Below are 20,573 nucleotides of genomic sequence, written 5' to 3'. Positions count from 1 at the left end.
CGTGAAAGACGACCAAGGGGGAACGCGATGAGCGTGGCTTTCCAGGCCGAGGGCCTGGTCAAGCGCTTCGGTAAGACCACCGCCCTGGACGGCATCGACCTGTCCGCCGAGCAGGGCACGGTGCTGGGGGTGCTCGGGCCGAACGGTGCCGGCAAGACGACCGCCGTGCGGATTCTCGCGACGCTGCTCCGGCCCGACGCGGGCCGGGCCACCGTCGGCGGCCACGACGTGGTCAAGGCCGCCGCCGCGGTGCGCCGGCTGATCGGGCTGACCGGGCAGTACGCGTCGGTCGACGAGGACCTGACCGGCACCCAGAACCTGGTGCTGATCGGCGAGTTGCTCGACCTGCGCCGGCGCGACGCCAAGCTGCGGGCGGCCGAACTGCTCGAGTGGTTCGACCTGACCGGCGCGGCCAACCGGCCGGCGAAGACCTACTCCGGCGGCATGCGGCGGCGGCTCGACCTGGCCGCGAGCCTGGTCGGCCGGCCCGCGGTGATCTACCTGGACGAGCCGACCACCGGCCTCGACCCGGCCAAGCGGGAAGACATGTGGGGCGTGGTCCGGTCACTGGTCAACGACGGCTCCACGGTGCTGCTCACCACGCAGTATCTCGACGAGGCCGACGCGCTCGCCGACGACATCTCGGTGATCGACCACGGCAAGGTGATCGCACACGGAACACCGGCGCAGCTCAAGCAGATCGCCGGCGGCCAGACGATCCTGGTCCGGCCGATCGACCCGGCCCGGTTGGGCGAGGTCGCGACCATCCTGTCGGCGATCTCCGACCGCGAGCCGGAGTCGCCGGGCCGCGGCGTGCTGACCGTGCCGGTCGACGACGACCAGGCGTTCGCGTCGGTGGTCCGGCGGATCGACGAGGCCGGGATCGGCGTGATGGAACTGTCGCTGCGGCTGCCCAGCCTCGACGAGGTGTTCTTCACGCTGACCGGCAGGAAGGCCACGGCCGATGACGACGAGAAGGTAGGTGCGGCGGCATGACCACGACGATCGAGCGCGACCACGGGGCGGGCCCGACCACGAACGGTCCGACCGGCGCCACCTTGACGGGTCAGCCGGCCACGCGTCCCTTCCGGCTGGCCCGGCACAGCTTCGCGCTGGCCCGGCGGAGCCTGATCAAGACAATCCGTACGCCGGAACAGCTCCTCGACGTCACCCTCCAGCCGGTGATGTTCGTGGTGATCTTCGTGTATCTGCTGGGCGGTGCGATCCAGGGCTCGCAGGTCGGCTACCTGACCTTCCTGCTCCCGGCGATCATGGTGCAGTCGGTGATGTTCGCATCGGTGGCGACCGGCTTCTCGCTCAACACCGACGTGAAGAAGGGCGTCTTCGACCGGTTCCGCAGCCTGCCGATCGCCCGGTCCGCGCCACTGATCGGCTCGGTGGTCGGCGACATGGTCCGCTTCGTGGTCTCGATCGTGGTGCTGCTCGGCTTCGGCTACGCGATCGGCTACCGGATCGGCACCGATCCGCTGCACGCGCTGGCGGCCTGCCTGCTGGTGATCTTCTTCGCCTCGTCGATCACCTGGATCTTCGTGATCCTCGGCGTGGTCATGCGGGAGCCGGGCGCGGTGCAGGGCACGGCGTTCCTGCTGCTCTTCCCCCTCACCTTCGGCACCAACATGATGGTGCCGACCGACACGCTGCCCGGCTGGCTACAGGCCTGGGTGCACGTCAATCCGGTCGCGTCGGTGATGGACGCGGCGCGGGCGCTGCTCAACGGCGGCCCGGTCGGCGACTCGGTCACCAAGTCGCTGCTCTGGTCAGTGGGGATCATCGTGGTGTTCGCACCGCTGGCGGTTAGGTTTTATCGCCGCCGGGTGTGAGGTCGGGGTCGTGAGCCGGGTCGATGAGCGCGAGCGCGTCGGCCCGGCTCAGTGCGCGGCCCCGGCCGTAGGCGGCGTCATAGGCGGCGTCGCCCAACCGGGCACGGAGCTTCGCGCTCAACGACACCGCGTCGCCATTGGACAGGTCGGAGCTGCCGCGCAGCGAGTCGGAGGCGCCGAGCGCCTCGGCCGCCCGCTCGGGCTGGTCGAGCGCCGCCAGCAGCGAAACGGTGGCGACCGCGATCAGCGCGATGACCGGCATGTCTTTGCCGAGCATCGCACCTTTGATGCCCTCGGTGACCAGCGCCTTGGCGTCGTCGATGCGGCCCTCGGCAATGGCGACGTGCGCCTCGAAGCCGTTCAGCATGCCGCGGAACTGGGGTGCGATCAGCGGCGAGAGCTTCTGCATCTCGTCGGCCTCGCGGTAGCGGGCGCGGGCGCTGGCCAGCTTGCCCTCACGCCGGTCGTATTCGCCGAGCATCATCACCACGAACGCCGCCGTGCGGTTGGCCATGCCGTCCCTCGTCGACTCGGCCAGGAACCGCTCGAGATCGGCCCGCGCCCAGGCGACGTCGCCGGCCTGGGCCCGCAGGTTGGCCGTCCAGACCCGCTGGTAGCCGATGTCTTCGCGGGCGTTGAGCTCGGCGGCCAGCCGCGAGGCCTCTTCCAGCGCGGCGGTGGCCCCGGCCAGGTCGCCTCGCTTGGCCAGCGCGTCGGAGAGCGAGCCCAGCGTCATGCCGAGGCTCCACCGCTCGCCCAGCTCGCGCTGGATCTCGGCCGCCTCGCTCAGATCGGCGAGCATGCCGTCGGCGTCGCCGTCGTTTTCCTTGATGCTGCCGCTCAGCGAGAGCAGCATGCCGCGGGTGAACGGGTCGGCGTCTTTCAGCCCCTCGGCGATCGCCGCCAGCCCGTGCTCCGTGTCGTCGGTGAACAGCGTCATGATCGGCTCGATCACCGGCAGGAACGGATGCGACTTCGGCGGCGCCACCCGCACCAGCGCCTTCAGGTCGTCGACCGCGGCGTCGCCCGGCCAGGTCCCGGTGAAGACCGAGTTGAGCAGGAACAGCGCGGTCACCACGGCACGGTGCGCGGCCGGCGCCGGGCCGCGGGCGGCGAGCGCCCGGCCGAGCAGCGCGACCGCCTGCTCGTGGTCGCCGCGGATGGTGAACGGCATGGTCAGCGCCGCCGCCAGCCGGACCGCGGTGGACGCGTCGTCGGTCTCGGCCGCGTAGTGCAGCGCGCCGATCATGTTGGCCCGGTCGGCGTCGAACGCGTCGAGCCACCGCAACTGGTCGCGGGTGCGCAACTGCGGCTCCATCAGCTCGGCCCGCGCCAGGAAATAGGCCGCGTGCGCCGACCGCAACCGGGGCGCGTCGCCGCGGGCGACCAACTGCTCCAGCCCGTATTCGCGGATCGTCTCGAGCATCCGGTAGCGCCCGTCGCCGACCAGTTGCAGCAACGACTTGTCGACCAGCGCGGCGAGCAGGTCGGCGACCGCGTCGACGGTCGCGTCGGGTGCGGCAACTCCGGCAGCGCTCTCCGCGGTGATCGTCGACGGGAACACCGCCAGCCGCTCGGCGAGCCGGCGCTCCTCGCTGGTGAGCAGCTCCCAGCTCCAGGCGACCACGGCGCGCAAGGTGCGGTGTCGCTCCAGCGCGGTGCGGCTGCCGCCGGTCAACAGCCGGAAACGGTCGTCGAGCCGGGCCGCGACCTGGGCCGTCGAGAGGCTGCGCAGCCGGGCCGCGGCCAGCTCGATGGCCAGCGGCAGCCCGTCGAGCCGGCGGCAGATCTCCACCACGTCGGCGACGTTGTCGGCGGTCACCGCGAACCCCGGCCGGACGGCCTCGGCCCGGTCGCGGAAGAGCTGGATCGACGGGTAGCCCCGGACGGCATCGAGGTCGGCCGTCGAGGACTCGGGCAGCCCCAACGGCGGGAGTGGGCACAGCGCCTCGCCGGTGATGCCGAGCGGCTCGCGCGAGGTGGCCAGGATGCGCAGCCGCGGGCAGCGGGCCAGCAGCTCGTCGGCGAGCCGGGCGGCGGCGTCGACGACGTGCTCGCAGTTGTCGAGCACGACCAGCGCGTCGATCGGGGCGAGCGCCTCGACCAGCCGGGTCAGCGCGTCGCGGTTGGCCTGCCGCCGCCCCGGATCGCTGAAGGCGGCGGCCCGACCGTCGATCGCGACCAGGGCGGCCTGCACCACGTCGGCCGGATCGGTGACCGGCGCCAGCTCGACCATCCAGGCGGCGTCGAGGCCGTGCTCGGCCCGCACGGCGGCGGCGACGGTGGCCAGCCGGGTCTTGCCAGCGCCGCCCGGCCCGACAAGCGTCACCAGCCGGCCGTCGGCGAGGAGCCGGTCGACCCGCTCCAGCTCGGCACCGCGCCCGACGAAGCTGGTGAGCGCCGCCCGCAGGTTGCCCCGCGAGTGGAGTGCGCGGGCGGCCGGCGGCTCGTCGGCGCCGCGCAGCACGGCTAGGTGGGCCTCGCGCAGCTCGGGCGACGGATCGGCACCCAGCTCGTCAGCGAGCCGCTGGCGGAAGTCGGCGTAGGCGGCGAGCGCCTCGGCGGGCCGCCCGGCCGCGGCAAGGGCCCGCAGCCGCAGGGCCCAGACCCGCTCGCGGAGCGGATGGGCGGCGGCCAGCTCGTCGAGCTCGGCGACCAGATGTGCCGGCCCGGCAAGCCGCAACTCGGCGTCGATGCGGTCTTCGAGCGCCGCCAGCCGCAGCTCGTCGAGGCGGGCCACCGGTGCCAGGGCGAACGGGGCATCGGCGACATCGGCGAGGGCCGGCCCACGCCACAGCGCGAGCCCGTCACGGAGCAGCCGGACCGCCTTGTCGGGATCGCCGCCGCGCAGGGCATCGCGCCCGTCGCGGGCCAGGGCGGTGAAGCGTTGCGCGTCGACCGCGTCGCCCGGCAGGTCGAGCCGGTAGCCGCCCGGCGACAACAACACCGGAATCCCCGGCACCGTGCGGCGCAGCCGCGACACCAATGACTGAAGCGCGTTGGGCAGGTCGGCCGGCTGGGCGTCACCCCAGAGCGCGTCGGCCAGCGTCTCGGTGCCCACGGCCCGGCCTGCGTCGAGGGCGAGCCGGGTCAGCAGCGCACGCAGCCGGGCGCCGCCCACCTCGACGGGCCGCCCGTCGACGAGGACCTCCAGCGGCCCGAGAATGCCTACCTGCACGCTTCTACTCTCCCCCATGCGTGCGACAAGGTTGTTACCCGCGCAGTTTGGTCGCTTCCTGGGCGAGCCGCTCGATCCGCTCCCAGTCGTGCGCGCGGACCGCGTCTGCCGGGGTCAGCCAGGAACCGCCGACGCAGCCGACGTTGGGCAGGGCCAGCCAGTCGGCGGCGGTGCCGGCGGAGATCCCGCCGGTCGGGCAGAACGCCAGCCCCGGCAACGGACCCGCCACCGACGACAGATAGGCACGCCCGCCGCTCGCCTCGGCCGGGAAGAACTTGAGCGTGTCGAGCCCGCGCTCGAGCAGCGCCAGCATCTCGCTCACTGTGCCGGCGCCGGGCAGGAACGGCAGCCCCGACGCGAGTGCCGCGTCGACCAGCGTGGCAGTGGCTCCCGGGCTGACCAGGAACGTGGCACCGGCCTCGCGGGCGGCGTCGACCTGCTCCGGCGTGACGACCGTGCCGGCGCCGACCCGCATCGCCGGCACCGCCTTGGCCACCGCCGCCAGGGCGGCGAGGGCGTCCGGGGTGCGCAGGGTGATCTCCATGATGCCGACTCCGCCACGCAAGAGCGCTTCCGCCAGGGGTACGGCGTCCGCCGCGTCGTCCACCACCACGACCGGCACGACCGGGCTGACCGCGAGCAGGTCCCGGGCGATCGACGTCATAGCTGCTCCTCGGGCGTTGAAGGGTGCAAGGTTCCCTCGCATACTGTCACTCGCCATGGACATCATCGCGATCGGTGAACCGCTGCTGGAGTTCAGCACCGTCGGTCAGGAGACGCTCGACAACCCCGGCCAGTTCTCCACCGGCTTCGGCGGCGACACCTCCAACTTCCTCGTGGCGGCGGCGCGCTCGGGCGCCCGCACCGGCTACCTGACCCGGATCGGCGCCGACCCGTTCGGCGAGGCGTTCCTGCGCCTGTGGCAGGCGGAAGGCATCGACACCCGGCACGTGGTCCGGGCCGAGGGCGAGCGCACCGGCGTCTATTTCATTTCCCGCCACCCCGCGAGCAGCGTCTTCACCTACTACCGCGCCGACTCGGCGGCCAGCCGCCTGGCACCCGCGGATGTCCCGGAAGCTTCGGTCGCCGCCGCCCGCGCCCTGCATGTGTCCGGAATCACCCAGGCGATCAGCCTTTCGGCCTGCGACGCCGCTTTCCACGCGATGACGATCGCCCGAGCGGCCGGCACGCTGGTCAGCTACGACCCCAACTACCGGCCCCAACTGTGGCCGCTGGACCGGGCCCGCGCGGTGGTCACCCGCAGCATCGAACTCGCCGACGTGGCTTTCCCCAACATCGAGGAAGGCCGCCTACTGACCGGCGCACAGGACCCCCGCGCCGTGGTCGACTGGTTCGCCGCCCGAGGCCCCCGCACGGTCGTCCTCAAAATGGGCGCCGACGGCGCGCTGCTCTGGCACGAGGGCACCCTGACCGAGATCAAGCCCCACCCGGTGGTCCCGATCGACAGCACCGGCGCCGGCGACGCCTTCGACGGCGCCTTCATGGCCCACCTGGTCTCCGGCGCCACCCCGGCGGAGGCGGCCCACTACGCCGCCGTGGCCGGCGCGTTGACCACCCAGGGCCACGGCGCGGTAGGCCCGGTCCCGACCCGAGCGACCATCCTCGCCGCCGGCTGATGTCGTACCCGCCGGGCACCATCCCGGCATGGACGGTTACGGATACACCCTGGCCGCGGCGATCGCCCCGATGCTCCGTGCCGAGCGCGAAAAGGCGGCCCTGACCCAGACCCAACTCGCCCGCCGCGCCGCCACCACCCAGCAACACGTCTCCCTTCTGGAGGCCGGCCGCCTGGCACCGACCACCGCGGTGCTGGACCGGCTCTTCGACGCCCTCGACCTCCAGCTGAGCGTCACCGTCGAGCCCCGCGACGCCGACCTCGACGCTGGGATCGACAGTGCGGCCGTCGACGACCTGGCCTGCGACCTGCGCATCGCACACCGGATGACGAAGCGGTTCGAGACCGAAGTCCCGTTCGTGATCGACGGCCAACTAGCGGCGGCGGCGCTGGGCGTGCCCATCAAGGTCCGCCGCACCGACCTGGCGTTCGCCGAGTCCGACGGAGAGCAGGTCGCCCACTGGCTGCGCGAGTTACCCAACGTCCGTCGCTGGTGCGACACCTGGCACGACTTCGCGCCTATCGACCGCGACCCGCGCAAGCCAGGCCCGCCGCACTACTGGACCCCGTGGGGCGAGCTTTACGTTCGCCTCCTGCCGACCTTGCCGCCCCCGATCCACGTCGTGGTGGAGGACGAGCGATACCCGATCCGCCCGCTGGCCGACGTCGAGGCCGACTATCCCCAGATCGCCCGCATCATCCGCCGCGCCCGCGAACGGGCCGCTTCCCGCGCGCCCTGATTCGCCGGGCGTGTCGCGGCCGAGGGAGGGTGTCTTCTCGCGGCGTACACGTTCTTTTACGTGCGTACATGAAAGAACATGTACGCCGCGAGAACACCTCCTCCCTCCCGCTCGACACGCCCGGGGCCGCGACACGCCAGCCCACTGTGGAGGTCGAAAGCGGTCCGGGTGCGCCGACGGGTCTGTCACGGTGAGGGGTGAGGTTGGGAGGTCGTTATGCGGATTCCCACGCATCGGTTGCCGCCGCCTACGCCGTGGGGCAATGCCTCCGGTCGGGCTGCCCGGCCGGCCGGTGGGCGGCTGGTGCATCGGACCGATGTCGGCGCCGAGGTGCGGTGGGGGGCCGGGTTCGGGACGGTCGCGTCCGTGGCTCGGCTCGCCGGTGAGCAGGAACTGCTGCGGCATCTCGCGCTGACCGTCACGCTCGACGGGCCCGAAGTCGTGCTCGTGATCCTGGTCAAGGAGCCGGGTGACACCGCGGGCCGGGACCGGTTGGCGGGGCTGCTGGGCGAGTTGCAGGAGCGGCCGAAATAGGAACTTACCTCGCGATTCGGAAAGTCGTGCCACCATGAGGGAGCGCAATACGTCCGAGTATCGGGGGGACACGATGACGCGGGATACGTCGAGCAGGCAGCTCTGGGCGGCGAGCGGTTCGATCTTCGCCGCGGTCGTGCTGATCATGATGGGTCTCTGGCAGCTCGTGATGGGGATCGTCGCGGTGGTCCGGGGATCGTTCTTCGTGGTGACGCAGAACTACCTCTACTCGTTCAGCACCACCGGCTGGGGCATCCTGCACATTGTCCTGGGCGCGCTGGCCGCGCTCGCCGGTCTCGCGCTGTTCACCGGCGCGACCTGGGCCCGGGCGGTCGGCATCTTCTTCGCGGTGCTGTCCGCGACGGCCAACTTCTTCTTCATTCCCTACTACCCGTTCTGGTCGCTGCTGGAGATCGCGATGGCGGTCTTCGTGATCTGGGCGCTGGCCGTCTGGCGGCCGGAGCGCAGCGAAATGCGATCGGCGCCCGACGACACCGGCGAGCTGCGCGGCACGGCGCACATGCGCTGACCGCAACTGACCACTGTGGAGGCCCCGGCGCGAGCCGGGGCCTTCTCGGCGATTCCGGCGATACAGCCGCTTTCAGCTGGCTACCGTCGAGCTGTGACCAGCAACCCGGACAGCGCCGAGGCCGCCGCCGCGATTTCCGGTGCGGGCGGGCTGGTGGCCGCCGGCGGGCGCAACGCTCTGGCCACGAGCGGTTGGGTGAACCAGGGTGCGCCGCACTCGCCGTTCCCGCCCATCGAGGACTACGCCTTCCTGTCCAACTGCCACACGGGCGCGCTGGTCGCTCCGGACGGCTCGGTCGACTGGCTGTGTGTGCCCCGGTTCGACTCGCCGAGCATCTTCGGCGCCGTGCTCGACCGCGAGGCGGGCATGTTCCGGCTGGGGCCTTACGGGATCAACCACTCGACGGCCCGCGACTACGAGCCGGGCACCAACGTGCTGCTGACCACCTGGCGGACGCAGACCGGCTGGGTGCTGGTGCGCGACGCCCTCAGCATCGGGCCCGCCACCGGGCCCGACATCGTCACCCCGCACAGCCGGCCGCCCTACGACGACGACGCGGATCACCTGTTCGTGCGTACCGTCGAATGTCTTGATGGGCACGTCGATGTCGAGTTGATCTGTGAGCCGGCTTTCGACTACGGACGCACGCCGGCCACCTGGTCCTTCGTGGACGATGACCGGCACATGGCCGACGGTTCGGGTGCGGGCATGACGGTGCGGCTGCGCTCCGACATGGCGATGGGCATCGAGGGCAACCGGATCCGCGGGCGGCGGCGGCTCAAGACCGGCGAGCGGGTCTACTGCGTGCTCTCCTGGGCCGATCAACTGGCCACTCCGGGCACCTACGCCGACGCGCAGGCGTGCATCGACAACACGACGTCCTACTGGCGCAACTGGTTGGCCGGCGCCCGGATCCCCGACCACCGCTGGCGTGACGCGCTACAGCGCTCAGCGATCACCGTCAAAGGGCTGACCTACATGCCGACCGGCGCGACGGTCGCGGCGCTGACCACCTCGCTGCCGGAGACGCCGCACGGCGAGCGCAACTGGGACTACCGCTACACCTGGATGCGGGACAGCTCGTTCACCATGCAGGCGCTGCACTATCTCAACCTGGACTGGGAAGCCGACGAGTTCATGCAGTTCGTCGCCGACATCGAACCCAACCACGACGGCACCTTGCAGATCATGTATGGCATCGACGGGCGTCGCGACCTGACCGAGAAGACCCGCGACGACCTTTCCGGGTATCGCGGCGCGCGGCCGGTGCGGGTCGGCAACAGCGCGTTCGACCAGCGGCAGAACGACGTGTTCGGCGCCGTGCTCGACTCGGTGCTGCTGCACACCCGGCGCAGCCAGCGGATGCCCCGCCGGCTCTGGCCGATCGTGACCAGCCAGGCCGACTCCGCCGCCAAGGTGTGGCGCAACCCCGACCAGGGGATCTGGGAGGCGCGTGGCGACCCGCAGCACTATGTGTCGTCGAAGCTGATGTGCTGGATCGCGATGGACCGCGCGTCGCGACTCGCCGAGATCCGCGGGCACCCTGACGCGAAGAAGCGCTGGGCCGACACGGCCAAAGAGATCCACGAAGACATCCTGGCGCACGGGGTACGCGACGACGGCGTGCTGCGCCAGCACTACGACACCGACTCCCTCGACGCGTCGACGCTGCTGGCGGTCCTCTACAACTTCCTGCCGCCGAGCGACGAGCGGATGCGCAACACGGTCGAGGCGATAGCGAAGCACCTCACCGAAGACGGGTTCGTGCTGCGCTACCGGACCAACGAGACCGACGACGGCCTGTCCGGCAAGGAGGGTTCGTTCCTGATCTGCTCGTTCTGGCTGGTGTCGGCGCTGACCGCGACCGGTGAGGTGGCACGCGGCATCGAGCTGATGGAGCGCCTGCTGAAGGTCGGCTCGTCGATGAACCTCTACGCCGAGGAGTTCGACACCAAGACCGGGCGACACCTGGGCAACTTCCCACAGGCGTTTTCGCACCTGGCGCTGATCCAGGCGGCGTCCCGGATCATCCTCGCCGAACGGTTGGCCGAGGTCTCCTGAACTGCGATCATGGCGGGATGGCCGAGCTGGTTCTGCTGGACACCGATATCGGCAACGACATCGACGACGCGGTCTGCCTGGCCTACCTGCTCGCCCAACCCGAGTGCGAGCTGCTCGGCATCACGACCGTGACCGCCGCGCCGGTCGACCGGGCCTCGCTGGCCAGCGTGCTGTGCCGGGTCGCCGGCCGGACCGTGCCGATCTTCCCGGGCGCCGGGGTGCCGCTGGTCGGCCCGCCCGTGCAGAAGCCGCCGCCGCAGGCCGCCGCGCTCGCGCGCTGGCCGCACGACGAGATCTTCCCGGTCGGCGAGGCGGTCGAGTTCATGCGGCAGACGATCCGCGCCCACCCGGGCGAGGTCACGCTGCTGACGATCGGCCCGCTCACCAACGTGGCGCTGCTCTTCGCCGTCGACCCGGTGCTCCCCTCACTGCTGCGCGGCCTGGTCATGATGGGTGGCTCGTTCCTCGAACCGGGCGGGCCGGAGTGGAACATCCACAACGACCCCTACGCCGCCGCCCGGGTGTATGCGGCCTCCGCCCGCGTGCACCGGTCCGTGGGGCTGGACGTGACCCGGCGGGTGACCATGGGTTCGGCCGAGTTCCTGGACCGCTGCGACCATCCGTTGCTCCGGCCGGTGGCCGACATGGCGGCATCGTGGTTCGCCGAGCGGCCGCAGGTGACCTTCCACGACCCGCTGGCGGCGGCCACCATCTTCGCCCCCGAGCTGTGCGGGTGGGCCCGCGGCGAGGTCACCGTCGACCCGACCGACGGCGGCACCGGCTGGCGGCCGGCCGCCGACGGGCCACACGAGATCGCCGAGACAGTTAACCCGGACGCGTTCATCACGCACTACTTCACGACAGTTTCCGGCGCGGTGTAACGGGTAAAATCAAGGACGCCGGCGTCTTCCCCCCTCGGCCGGACATGCACAGTGGATGCATCGAAGGGGAAGAGTGTGTGGCAGAGTCTCTGGACCAGGCGATTCGACGCTACCGTCGGCGAGGGCGGTGGGCTGCGCAACGCCAGCCGGCCCCGTTCGTCGGCCGACACGATGTGGGCGGTGCGGCTCGACTGGCCGGCCGGTGACCACGAGTTCGGTTGCCCGCGCGTCGATGAGACCGCCGCCCGGCGCGAGCTCGACCGGGTGCGGTCATTCTGGCAGCGCGGGCCGATGCGCCCCCGGCTGCGGCTGGCGCGGATCAGCGCGCACGACTTCGACCTGCACGCGAAGGCCCGCCGGGGGTGCAAAGCGCCGGATTGTCCCTAACGCGCGGCCCAGAGCAGGCCGCGTTCGGTGAGGGTGCGCACCTCGGGCTGGTCGAGGTCGTCGAGCTTGTGGCCGACCGTCGACACGAAGATGCGGCCCTGGCCCCACTGCCGGGTCCAGACCGCCGGCACCACGAGGTCGGCCCGCCAGGCCGTGTCGTCGGTCGCCCGGAAGCGGGTGGTCGCGAGCACGTCGCTGAGCCCGTCGGTGAGCACCCAGTATTGCTCGGTGTGCAGGGCCCACTTGGCCGGCAGGCCGGCGACGATCGGGTGGTCGGCCCGGTCGGCGACGACCTCGACCTCATAGTCGACGAAGTTGTCGGGGTGCTCGGCGAACTGGCCGCCGGTCATCTGGAGATAGCGGGTCGAGGCCCGGAACGCGTCGACGATGCCGCCGTGCCAGCCGGCGAAACCGGTGCCCGACCGCACCGCGTCGACCAACCCGCCGATCTGCGCGTCGGTCGCGGTGCCCATCGTCCAGCACTGCACGATCAGGTCGAGGCCGGCCATCGCGGTCGGGTCGGCGTACACGTCGAGGGTGTCGCTGATGTCGACGTGGAAGCCCTGTTCGCGGAGGAACGGCACGAACCGGTCGGTCGCCTCGACCGGCACGTGCCCGTCCCACCCGCCGCGGACGACCAGCGCCCGGCGATTGTCTGTCATTCCGGAATGCTCCACAGTAGAGGTCGGTGCGGTGCGCCGCCGAGCTGGTTGGCGATCGCCGCGTAGGCCGGCTTCGGCGCCAGGTCGTCATCGTAGGCGAGCGGCCGGCGGGCGGCACCGTCGTCCCGTGGGTAGTCCTCTTCCAGCCAGGTGTAGCGGTCGGAGAGGCCGAACGCCATGACGGCGCGCACGTCGCGGCAGGAGAGCGCGACGTCGAGATAGCGGCGGTAGACGTCGCGGACACCGGCGTCACGGGCCGCGACGTCGGCGGGTAGCCCGTCATCCTGCACGTCGAGTTCGGTGATCAGGATCTGGAGGCCCCGGTCGGCGACCTCGCCCAACCAGCGGGTGTAGGCCCCGGCGTCGAACCGGTCGCGGAACTGGTCGGCCAGCAGGTGGGCCTGCACACCGAGGGCGTGCACCGGCGCGCCCTGGTCGAGCAGCTTGTCGATCACCTGGAGGGTCGCGCGCCGGCGCGGCCCGGGCTCGTCGCCCCACTCGTTGACGGTCTCGAAGCCGAACTCGTTGATCACCAATAGCGCGTGCGGGTCGGCGTCGTGTGCGACGTGGAAGGCCTCCTCGACGTACGACGGACCGAGCGGCTCCCACCAGGGCACGTCGGTGCGATAACCGCGCTCCCCCTCGGGGCTGGTGACCTCGTTGGCGACGCTCCACGCGTCGACCCGGCCGCGGTAGCGGCGGACCACCGCGCGGGCGGTACCGAAGAGCACCGTGCGGGCCCGCTGCTCGGACATGCCCCAGAGGTCGTCTTCGGTCCAACCGTCGCCGAACCCCTCGTCCCAGACCAGGTGGGCACCGAACACCCGCATGTTCTGGGCTTCGGCGAACGCGATGATCTGGTCGGCGTAGCTGAAGTCGAGATCCGCGTCGGGAGTCGGCTTGAGCCGATACCAGAGCAGGTCGTCCTCGGTGAACAGCAGCGCGGCCTCGCGACTGAAGAGCGCGGCGTAGTCGGGGTCGGAGAGCTGCCAGGTCGCGGTGGACGAGCCGAACACGATGCCGCGCTGCTTGGCGGTCTTCCAGAGCGGGGTGCGGGGTGCCGCGCCGGCGGGCGTAGCGCTGACGCCGAGGGCGCCGGCTCCGGCCAGGCCGGCGGCGCCGAGGAGAAGGGAGCGGCGGGAGAAGTCGTGGCGCACGATGGTGCCTCCTCAGGACGGAGGTGCAAAACGTTTTGCCAAACTGGATTGAGGCGCACTCTACGACCGTTCACGGTTGCCTCACAAGACCCATTGCCCCCACCGCACTGCTGTGGTTAGGCTGCGGCCACCGATTGGCAAAACGTTTTGCATCGCGACAGAAGGAGTCCCCCTGTGACTCGGTTGTCCATGGGCGTCATCGGACTCGGCGAGGTCGCCCAGGTCGTGCACCTACCGGTGCTCCGGTCCCTGCCGGATCTCTTCGAGGTCACCGCCGTCTGCGACATCTCGCCGGGCCTGCTGGAGCGGATCGGCGGGCAGTACGGCGTGGCCAACCGGTATGCCGAGGTCGCCGAGATGCTCGACCAGGAACGGCTGGACTGCGTGCTGGTGCTCAACAGCGACGAATACCACGCCGAGGCCGTGGTCGCGGCCCTCGACCGGGGCGTGCACGTGCTGGTCGAGAAGCCGATGTGCCTGAGCCCGCGGGAGGCCGAGCAGATCATGGCCGCCCGGGACCGCTCGGGCGCGATCGTCATGGTCGGCTACATGCGGCGGTTCGCGCCGGCTTTCGTCGAGGCCACCGAGCGGATCCGCGACCTCGGCCGGATCAACTACGCGCGGGTGCACGACATCATCGGCCGCAACCAGCTCATCATCGACCAGACGATCTTCGTGGACCGGCCGCAGGACGTACCCCGGGAAAAGATCGAAGAACGGTGGGCCAAGGGGCGGGCCCTGGTCGCCGACGCGCTCGGCGACGTCCCGGACGTGCTCGCTGGGACCTATCGGCTGCTCTGCGGCCTCGGCAGTCACGACCTGTCGGCGATGCGCGAGTTGCTCGGCCGGCCGCGCGGCGTGCTGGCGGCCCGGCAGTGGCGCGACGGGCAGTTCATCACGGCGCTGCTGGAGTACGACGACTACCTGGTCACCTACGAGACCGGCGTGGACCAGCAACTCCGGTTCGACGCGCACATCGAGGTGTACGGCGAGTACGCGACCATGCGGGTGCAGTACGACACTCCGTACGTCCGGCATTTCCCGACGCTGCTGATCACCGAGGAGACCCGCGGCGACGGGCTGCACCACACCGTCAGCCGGCCGCACCTCAAGGATCCCTACACGCACGAACTCGAGTATTTCCACACGATGGTCACCACCGGCGGCCAGCCGAAGACCGGGCCGGAGGACTTCGTCGAAGACCTCGACCTGTTCGCAGCGCTGATCCGGGCGATGGCCGCCAACCCCTGATCCGCACCGGAGGTGCATACCGTGCTGGACCAACAGGACGTCGCCTTCTTCCGCGAGAACGGCTACTACCTCAACCGCTCACCGTTGTTCGCTCCCGAGAAGCTCGACCGGCTCGAGGGCATCTTCGACGAGCACCTCGCCGAGAAGGGCGCGAAGCTCTCCGACGAGCTCGACACCCCGCACTTCCGCGACCCGCGGCTGCTCGACTTCCTTCTCTCCGATGACGTGCTCGACCTGGTGGAGCCGCTGGTCGGCCCCGACATCGCACTGTGGACCAGCCACTTCATCTCGAAGGACCCCAAGGTCGGCCGGGCCACGCCGTGGCACGAGGACAGCGCGTACTGGAACGGGCGGCTCTCGGAGTATGACCGGATCGTCACCGTCTGGCTCGCGCTCGGCCCGAGCAACCAGGAGAACGGCTGCATGCGGGTCATCCCGGGCACGCACCACAACGGGTTCTCCGACTATGTGCCGACCGACAAGACCGTGCAGACGTTCCACGCCGAGATTCCGGGCGTCGACGAGAGCAAGGCGGTCTATTTCGAGCTGGAGCGCGGCCAGTGCTCCCTCCACGATGGACGGATCATCCACGGCGCCAAACCCAACACCAGTGACATCCGGCGTACGGGCTACACGATGCGCTACTTCCCGGCGTCGGTGAAGGTGCTGGACGTGCCCGACAACGCCGGCTGGAAGATCTGGCTGGCCCGGGGCAGGGACAGCGCCGGGAACACCTACCAGCCCGACCCTCGATGAAGCTCGGCTTCCTGACCGCGTGCCTGCCCGGCGAGTCGCTCGACGCGATCGCCGGGTGGGCCGCCGGGCAGGGCTACGCCGCGCTCGAAGTGGCGGCGTGGCCCGCCGATCCCGGGCGGCCGTGGGAGGCGAGCCATCTCGACGCGACGACCGGCGACGTGCTGGCCCGGCACGGCCTGGCCCTGTCTGCGGTCGCCTACTACGAGAACCTGCTGCACCACGACCTCGTGCTTCGCGACCGGATCCACGACCACCTGCGGCGCTGTGTCGACCAGGCCGCGGCGCTGGGCTGCCCACTGGTCGGCACGTTCATCGGCCGCGACATCACCCGGACGGTCGCCGAGAACCTGCGGCTCGCCGAAGACCTGCTGCCGCCGCTCGTGGCGTACGCCTCGCAGCGGGGTGTGGTCTTCGTCGTGGAGAACTGCCCGATGGAGGGCTGGCACCCCGACGGTTACCCGGCCAACCTCGCCTACTCCCCCGAGCTGTGGCGCTGGCTGGGCGGGCTGGGCTTCTTCCTCAACTTCGACCCGTCGCACCTGGTGTGGCTCGGCATCGACCCGGTCACCGCGCTGGCCGGCAACCTTGGCCTGGTCAAGCACGTGCAGGCCAAGGACGTCCAGATCGACCCGGCCGCGCGCAACGGCTACGGGATCTTCGGCCAACTGATCGACAAGCCGTCGCCGTGGACCAGCGGCTGGTGGCGCTACCGGATCCCGGGGCTCGGCGAGGTCGACTGGCGACGCCTGGTCGACGTGCTCTACGAGGGCGGCTACGACGGCTATGTCTCCGTCGAGCACGAGGACCCGGTCTGGTCCGGCACGCCCGAACGGGTCCGCCAAGGTCTCGTGATCGCCCAGCGCACGCTGGCACCCCTGATCGTCTAGACGGGAGTTCGCGATGCAACGTGGCGTGTATTTCGACGCCTGGTTCCCCCGCCAGCACTGCTACCACCCGAGCCTGCCGCCCCGCCGGCTGCGGATGATCGACGACCTGGTCGACTACCGGGCCACGACGCTGGTCTGGGCCTCGCTGGGCGGCGGTTCGATCTTGCTGCCCTACCTCGAGCAGGAGGCGTTCGGCCCGGTCGACGCCCGGTCCCGGTTCTACGGCTTCGTCAACGACAGCGAGTTCATCGCGGCCGCGCAGGCCCGCGGCATCCGGGTGCTGGGCATCGTCTTCGAGGCGCAGGGCTGGGAGTTCCCGGTCGAGCTGTCCGAGGCCGAAGACGAGGTGCTCGCGATCAACGAGTTGCGCGGCGCCGGGAAGCGGGGCTGGCTGGGGCTGCGCGAGTTCGGCCAGAACCGCTACCCGAAGCTGTGGAAGCCGGTCGAGGACTACTTCCCCGACGGCCTGGTCAACAGTGCCGGCGAGCCGGTCAGCGACCTGATCGAGGAGTGCTGCGCCCGCGACATCCACCAGACCGCGCTGCACGCCCGCTGGGTCGAGTGCCCGGACCGCGAGCACCAGTGCTTTTACATGGACCGCAACAACCCGGTCTGGCGCGAGTATCTGAAGGCGATCATCAAGATCCAGATCGACGCCGGCGTCGACGGGGTGCAGCTCGACGAGACCGAGTTGCCGCTGGGCTCGTTGCAGTATGGCGGCTGCTTCTGCCGGGACTGCATGGCAGGCTTCAGTGATTACCTGGGTCGCGCCGACTTCCACTATGGACAATGGCTTCTCGAGCAGGGCTTCGACTTCAAGAGCCGGCTCGACGAGACGCCGCTGTACCCCGAGTACCACCGCTACCAGCTCGGCGCGATCCGGGCCCACTTCGCGGAGCTCGCGACGTACGCCCGGGACTACGGCCGGTCGGTCGGCCGCGAGGTGCTGGTCTCCGGCAACTTCTTCAACATGGACCCGCAGTATCTCGGCCTGGTCGACGACGTCGACCTGATCGTCACCGAGATGCGCAACACCACGTTCCGGCAGCCGGAGTGGTTCCGCTACGTGGCCGGGTTCGCCGGCGACAAGGACGTCATCGTCGTCGAGAACCCCTACGGCGGCGTGGTGCCCGAGCTGGTCGCGTCGTTGAAAGAGGGCCGCGGCTACGACCTGTTCCGGCTCTCGCTCTTCGAGGCCGCGGCGTTCGGGGTCAACATGTCGGTGCCCTACGGCTCGTGGATGGGCGCGACCATCGAAGACTCCTTCTACGCACCGCACGAGGTGGCCGCTCAGGCGCAGGCGTTCCTGGCCGACCACGAGCGGCTCTTCGCCCGGCGCACGGTCAACGAGGTCGCGGTCGTCTACGGCGTGGAGAGCAATCGCGAGCTGATCGCCAAGGCCGACGTCAGCGACAACCTGGTCAACGCCCGCGACGAGAGCGTCGTGGTGCCCTACCGGCAGGTGACCGAGGCGCTGGCCGGCGCGGCGGTGCCGTTCGACGTGCTGATCTTCTCCGACGGACGGACCGCGCCCGACCGGGTCACCGTGGAGACGTTGAGCCGCTACGGCACGGTGGTCCTGCCGCGCGTGGGCTACCTGACCGACGCGCAGGAGGCGGCGCTCGCGGCCTATGCCGACGGCGGTGGGCGGGTGGTGCGGATCGACGCCTACACCGGGCTGGAGTCGCTTCTGCCGGGCGGCCGGCAGGTCACCCTCACGGGAGCCGACACCGGCGCGGTCGCGGTCAACACGGCCGCGCTGGCGGGCGGGGCGGTGGCGGTGCACCTGGTCAACTACGGCTACGACCCGGCGGCCGACGAGGTGCGGCGGACCGGCCCGGCGACCCTGTCGGTCCGGCTCCCGGGCGGATCGCCGACCGCGACCGTCTTCACCTCCGACGGCACGGTCACCTCCCGCACCGCCGTGGTCTCCGACGGCTTCCACCGGGTGGCATTGGACGGGCTCGGTACGTACACCATCGTCGTGTTCGGGGAGGTTGGATGAGGATCGCGGTGCTGACCGGTCCCGGCCGGTTCGAGATCGAGGAGGTCGACCGGCCCGTGCCGGCGCCCGACGAGGTGCTGGTGCGGGTAGCCGCCTGTGGCGTCTGCTCGTCGGAGCACGCGGCGTTCGCCGGCGACGGCGGCGACTATCCCCGCTCCATCGGGCACGAGGTGAGCGGCACCGTCGTCGAGGTGGGCCCATCGGTGACCGGCCTCGCCGCCGGCGATCCGGTCGGCTGCTGGGTGACCTCGCACGGCTTCGCGGAGTACGTCGCGGTGCAGGGCGCCTACTGCGTTCCGGCCGGCGACGTGCCGCTCGACGAGGCGCTCGCTGAACCCCTCGCCTGCGCGGTGAACGCCGTCGAGGAGGCCGACGTCCGGCTCGGCGACGACGTGGTGCTGATCGGGGCGGGCTTCATGGGCAACCTGGTGCAGTCGCTGGTCGCGCTGCGCGGGGCCCGGCAGCTCATCGTCGCCGACACCCGGCCCGACGCGCTGGCCCGGGCGGCCACTCTCGGCGCGACCCGGGTCGTCGACGTGCGGTCGGAGTCGCTGACCGAGGTCGTGGCGGCCGCGACCGGCGGCCGGGGTGCCGACCTCACGTTCGAGGCGACCGGCAGCCAGGCCGCCCTCGACGTGGTCGGGCAGACCACCCGGATGAGCGGGAAGGTGGTGCTGGTCGGCTACCACCAGGGCGAGCCGCGGCGGATCGACCTGGCGCACTGGAACTGGATGGCGTTCGGCATCGTCAACGCGCACTACCGCGACATCGCCGTCATCATGCGCGGCATGGAGGTGGGCATGCGGCTGCTGGTCGCCGGCCGGCTCTCGCTGGCGCCGCTGGTCTCGCACCGCTTCCCGCTGGAGCGGATCGGCGCGGCGTTCGAGACGGCGCGGGCCAAGCCGGACGGCTTCGTGAAGGCGGTGGTGACGATGTGACCCGCGTCAGGCCGAGGCGCGCACGACCAGGGGGCACGGCAGCACGACGGTGCGGCCGTCGCCGGTGTAACTTCCGGTGATCCGGCTGAGCAGCAGCTCGCCGGCGGTGTAGCCGGTCTCGTAGGCCGGGTTGCGCACCGTCGTGAGTGGAGGGTTGACGATCGTCGCGGCGTCGACGTCGTCGAAGCCCACCACGGCCACGTCGCCGGGCACCGCCAGCCCCAACTCGTGTGCGGCGTCGATCGCACCGATCGCGGTCAGGTCGTTGGCGCAGAAGACCGCGTCCGGCCGATCCGCGAGTGCCATCAGCGTGCGCATCGCCTTCCGGCCGCCCGGGCGGGTCCAGTCGCCCCGCACCATGAGGTCGGGGTCGACGGGCATTCCGCTCTCGCCAAGGGCGCGGCGATAGCCGTCGTCGCGGGTCGACCCGGTCGCGGGCGGGCCTTCGATGATGGCGATCCGTCGCGCGCCACGGTCGATCAGGTGGCGCACCGCCGCGTGCGAGCCGATCTCGTCGTCGGGCGCGACGACATCGACGTGCGGATCGTCGTCGGGTGCGCCGCCGATGCGGACGGCCGGCACGCCCAGACCGCCGGGGCCCGCGCCGACGTCGCCGGTGAGGTTGCCGGCGGCCATCACGACGCCGTCGACGCCACGGTCGACCACGTCAGCCAGGAAAGCGTCCTCGCGCTCCGGTATCCCGTCGGTGTTGCAGACGTAGGTGCCGTAGCCGGCGACGTCGACCGCGTCGGCCAGACCACGGGTCAGCACGGCGAAGAAGGTGTTGGTGATGTCGGGAACCACGACCGCGACCATTTTGGACCGCCGGGTGCGCAGGCTGCGCGCGACGTTGTTGGGCCGGTAGCCGAGCTGGCGGATGACCTCGCGCACCGTCTCCTGCGTCGACTCGGCGACCCAGCGCTTGCCGGAAAGCACGTGGGAGACGGTGGTCGGGCTGACTCCGGCCAGCTTGGCCACCTGCACCAGCGTCACCCGGGTGTCGTCGGACCCGGTTGAGCGCGGTGGCTCGGACATGCCTGGAGACGGTAGCAAAGCGGCTTCTCTCCGAGCGGCCGGTGCGAGCGGTTCGTTACACCGGATCTCTTGACAACTTCTGATCAGACGATGAC

Annotated in this window: 19 protein-coding genes; 14 read left to right on the top strand and 5 right to left on the bottom strand. The window is 70.9% G+C overall.

Annotated elements, in window-relative coordinates; all coding sequences use genetic code 11:
* The first annotated feature begins 27 nt into the window (after window positions 1-27).
* Together DFJ67_RS22125 and DFJ67_RS22120 are read left to right on the top strand one after the other, a co-directional pair.
* The gene (locus tag DFJ67_RS22125; RefSeq protein WP_116069735.1) at window positions 28-996 is read left to right on the top strand and encodes an ATP-binding cassette domain-containing protein; all 969 of its coding nucleotides are present in this window, start codon (window positions 28-30) and stop codon (window positions 994-996) included.
* Window positions 993-1,841: an ABC transporter permease gene (locus tag DFJ67_RS22120; protein WP_116069734.1), complete on the top strand. Its 849-nt coding sequence runs from the start codon at window positions 993-995 to the stop codon at window positions 1,839-1,841. Before DFJ67_RS22125 ends, DFJ67_RS22120 begins: the two co-directional genes overlap by 4 nt.
* Here DFJ67_RS22120 and DFJ67_RS22115 read toward each other — a convergent pair.
* Both DFJ67_RS22115 and eda read right to left on the bottom strand, forming a co-directional pair.
* Window positions 1,816-5,019: an AfsR/SARP family transcriptional regulator gene (locus tag DFJ67_RS22115; protein ID WP_170215932.1), complete on the bottom strand. Its 3,204-nt coding sequence runs from the start codon at window positions 5,017-5,019 to the stop codon at window positions 1,816-1,818. The two genes, DFJ67_RS22120 and DFJ67_RS22115, sit on opposite strands and share 26 nt — an antisense overlap.
* A 34-nt stretch (window positions 5,020-5,053) precedes the next feature.
* Window positions 5,054-5,683, bottom strand: a complete 630-nt coding sequence (gene eda / locus DFJ67_RS22110; protein ID WP_116069732.1) for a bifunctional 4-hydroxy-2-oxoglutarate aldolase/2-dehydro-3-deoxy-phosphogluconate aldolase — start codon at window positions 5,681-5,683, stop codon at window positions 5,054-5,056.
* Window positions 5,684-5,738: 55 nt separating this feature from the next.
* On the opposite strand from eda, the gene DFJ67_RS22105 reads away from it, so the two are divergent.
* From DFJ67_RS22105 to DFJ67_RS22075, 7 genes are all read left to right on the top strand, one after another.
* Window positions 5,739-6,656: a sugar kinase gene (locus DFJ67_RS22105; protein WP_116069731.1), complete on the top strand. Its 918-nt coding sequence runs from the start codon at window positions 5,739-5,741 to the stop codon at window positions 6,654-6,656.
* A 28-nt stretch (window positions 6,657-6,684) separates the two neighbouring features.
* Complete coding sequence (locus DFJ67_RS22100) at window positions 6,685-7,395, top strand: helix-turn-helix domain-containing protein (protein ID WP_116069730.1); 711 nt, start codon at window positions 6,685-6,687, stop codon at window positions 7,393-7,395.
* Between the two features lie 303 nt (window positions 7,396-7,698).
* A complete protein-coding gene (locus tag DFJ67_RS22095; RefSeq protein WP_116069729.1) occupies window positions 7,699-7,929 on the top strand; it encodes a hypothetical protein in 231 nt (76 codons plus the stop codon).
* Between the two features lie 73 nt (window positions 7,930-8,002).
* Window positions 8,003-8,458, top strand: coding sequence for a DUF7144 family membrane protein (locus DFJ67_RS22090; protein ID WP_116069728.1), 456 nt, complete (start codon window positions 8,003-8,005; stop codon window positions 8,456-8,458).
* A gap of 93 nt (window positions 8,459-8,551) precedes the next feature.
* Window positions 8,552-10,519, top strand: a complete 1,968-nt coding sequence (locus DFJ67_RS22085) for a glycoside hydrolase family 15 protein (RefSeq protein WP_239097547.1) — start codon at window positions 8,552-8,554, stop codon at window positions 10,517-10,519.
* Between the two features lie 17 nt (window positions 10,520-10,536).
* Window positions 10,537-11,400, top strand: a complete 864-nt coding sequence (locus DFJ67_RS22080; protein WP_116069727.1) for a nucleoside hydrolase — start codon at window positions 10,537-10,539, stop codon at window positions 11,398-11,400.
* 75 nt (window positions 11,401-11,475) lie between these two features.
* Window positions 11,476-11,787, top strand: a complete 312-nt coding sequence (locus DFJ67_RS22075) for a hypothetical protein (RefSeq protein ID WP_116069726.1) — start codon at window positions 11,476-11,478, stop codon at window positions 11,785-11,787.
* Here DFJ67_RS22075 and DFJ67_RS22070 read toward each other — a convergent pair.
* A complete protein-coding gene (locus tag DFJ67_RS22070; RefSeq protein ID WP_116069725.1) occupies window positions 11,784-12,449 on the bottom strand; it encodes a ThuA domain-containing protein in 666 nt (221 codons plus the stop codon). The genes DFJ67_RS22075 and DFJ67_RS22070 overlap by 4 nt on opposite strands.
* On the bottom strand, window positions 12,446-13,606 hold the full coding sequence (locus DFJ67_RS22065) for an endo-1,4-beta-xylanase (RefSeq protein ID WP_170215931.1): 1,161 nt from the start codon (window positions 13,604-13,606) through the stop codon (window positions 12,446-12,448). The genes DFJ67_RS22070 and DFJ67_RS22065 overlap by 4 nt, the downstream gene beginning before the upstream one ends.
* A 174-nt stretch (window positions 13,607-13,780) precedes the next feature.
* Between DFJ67_RS22065 and DFJ67_RS22060 the strand changes: the two genes are divergently transcribed.
* The 5 genes from DFJ67_RS22060 to DFJ67_RS42800 are packed head-to-tail and all read left to right on the top strand — an operon-like array spanning window position 13,781 to window position 19,443.
* Window positions 13,781-14,857, top strand: coding sequence for a Gfo/Idh/MocA family protein (locus DFJ67_RS22060; protein WP_203784271.1), 1,077 nt, complete (start codon window positions 13,781-13,783; stop codon window positions 14,855-14,857).
* Between the two features lie 21 nt (window positions 14,858-14,878).
* Window positions 14,879-15,613 (top strand): phytanoyl-CoA dioxygenase family protein, encoded by a 735-nt coding sequence (locus DFJ67_RS22055; protein WP_203784269.1) that lies wholly within the window; start codon window positions 14,879-14,881, stop codon window positions 15,611-15,613.
* Window positions 15,610-16,500 (top strand): sugar phosphate isomerase/epimerase family protein, encoded by an 891-nt coding sequence (locus tag DFJ67_RS22050; protein ID WP_116069721.1) that lies wholly within the window; start codon window positions 15,610-15,612, stop codon window positions 16,498-16,500. The genes DFJ67_RS22055 and DFJ67_RS22050 overlap by 4 nt, the downstream gene beginning before the upstream one ends.
* 13 nt (window positions 16,501-16,513) lie before the next feature.
* Entirely contained in the window at window positions 16,514-18,505 is a 1,992-nt protein-coding gene (locus tag DFJ67_RS42805) for a hypothetical protein (protein WP_170215930.1), read from the top strand.
* Complete coding sequence (locus DFJ67_RS42800) at window positions 18,502-19,443, top strand: zinc-binding dehydrogenase (protein WP_170215929.1); 942 nt, start codon at window positions 18,502-18,504, stop codon at window positions 19,441-19,443. Before DFJ67_RS42805 ends, DFJ67_RS42800 begins: the two co-directional genes overlap by 4 nt.
* A 6-nt stretch (window positions 19,444-19,449) precedes the next feature.
* Here the strand turns inward: DFJ67_RS42800 and DFJ67_RS22035 are convergent, their stop codons facing one another.
* Entirely contained in the window at window positions 19,450-20,478 is a 1,029-nt protein-coding gene (locus tag DFJ67_RS22035; protein ID WP_116069720.1) for a LacI family DNA-binding transcriptional regulator, read from the bottom strand.
* Between the last annotated feature and the right edge of the window lie 95 nt (window positions 20,479-20,573).

It is taken from the genome of Asanoa ferruginea (genome assembly GCF_003387075.1).
GTDB classification, from domain to species: Bacteria; Actinomycetota; Actinomycetes; order Mycobacteriales; family Micromonosporaceae; genus Asanoa; species Asanoa ferruginea.
This window is presented reverse-complemented; position numbering and strand designations above follow the sequence as displayed.

Coding starts and splice junctions, on each gene's coding strand:
- DFJ67_RS22090 (WP_116069728.1), top strand. CDS start 8,003: ATGACGCGGGATACGTCGAGCAGGCAGCTCTGGGCGGCGAGCGGTTCG.
- DFJ67_RS22035 (WP_116069720.1), bottom strand. CDS start 20,478: ATGTCCGAGCCACCGCGCTCAACCGGGTCCGACGACACCCGGGTGACG.
- eda (WP_116069732.1), bottom strand. CDS start 5,683: ATGACGTCGATCGCCCGGGACCTGCTCGCGGTCAGCCCGGTCGTGCCG.
- DFJ67_RS22050 (WP_116069721.1), top strand. CDS start 15,610: ATGAAGCTCGGCTTCCTGACCGCGTGCCTGCCCGGCGAGTCGCTCGAC.
- DFJ67_RS22105 (WP_116069731.1), top strand. CDS start 5,739: ATGGACATCATCGCGATCGGTGAACCGCTGCTGGAGTTCAGCACCGTC.
- DFJ67_RS42800 (WP_170215929.1), top strand. CDS start 18,502: ATGAGGATCGCGGTGCTGACCGGTCCCGGCCGGTTCGAGATCGAGGAG.
- DFJ67_RS22080 (WP_116069727.1), top strand. CDS start 10,537: ATGGCCGAGCTGGTTCTGCTGGACACCGATATCGGCAACGACATCGAC.
- DFJ67_RS22125 (WP_116069735.1), top strand. CDS start 28: ATGAGCGTGGCTTTCCAGGCCGAGGGCCTGGTCAAGCGCTTCGGTAAG.
- DFJ67_RS22070 (WP_116069725.1), bottom strand. CDS start 12,449: ATGACAGACAATCGCCGGGCGCTGGTCGTCCGCGGCGGGTGGGACGGG.
- DFJ67_RS22120 (WP_116069734.1), top strand. CDS start 993: ATGACCACGACGATCGAGCGCGACCACGGGGCGGGCCCGACCACGAAC.
- DFJ67_RS42805 (WP_170215930.1), top strand. CDS start 16,514: ATGCAACGTGGCGTGTATTTCGACGCCTGGTTCCCCCGCCAGCACTGC.
- DFJ67_RS22100 (WP_116069730.1), top strand. CDS start 6,685: ATGGACGGTTACGGATACACCCTGGCCGCGGCGATCGCCCCGATGCTC.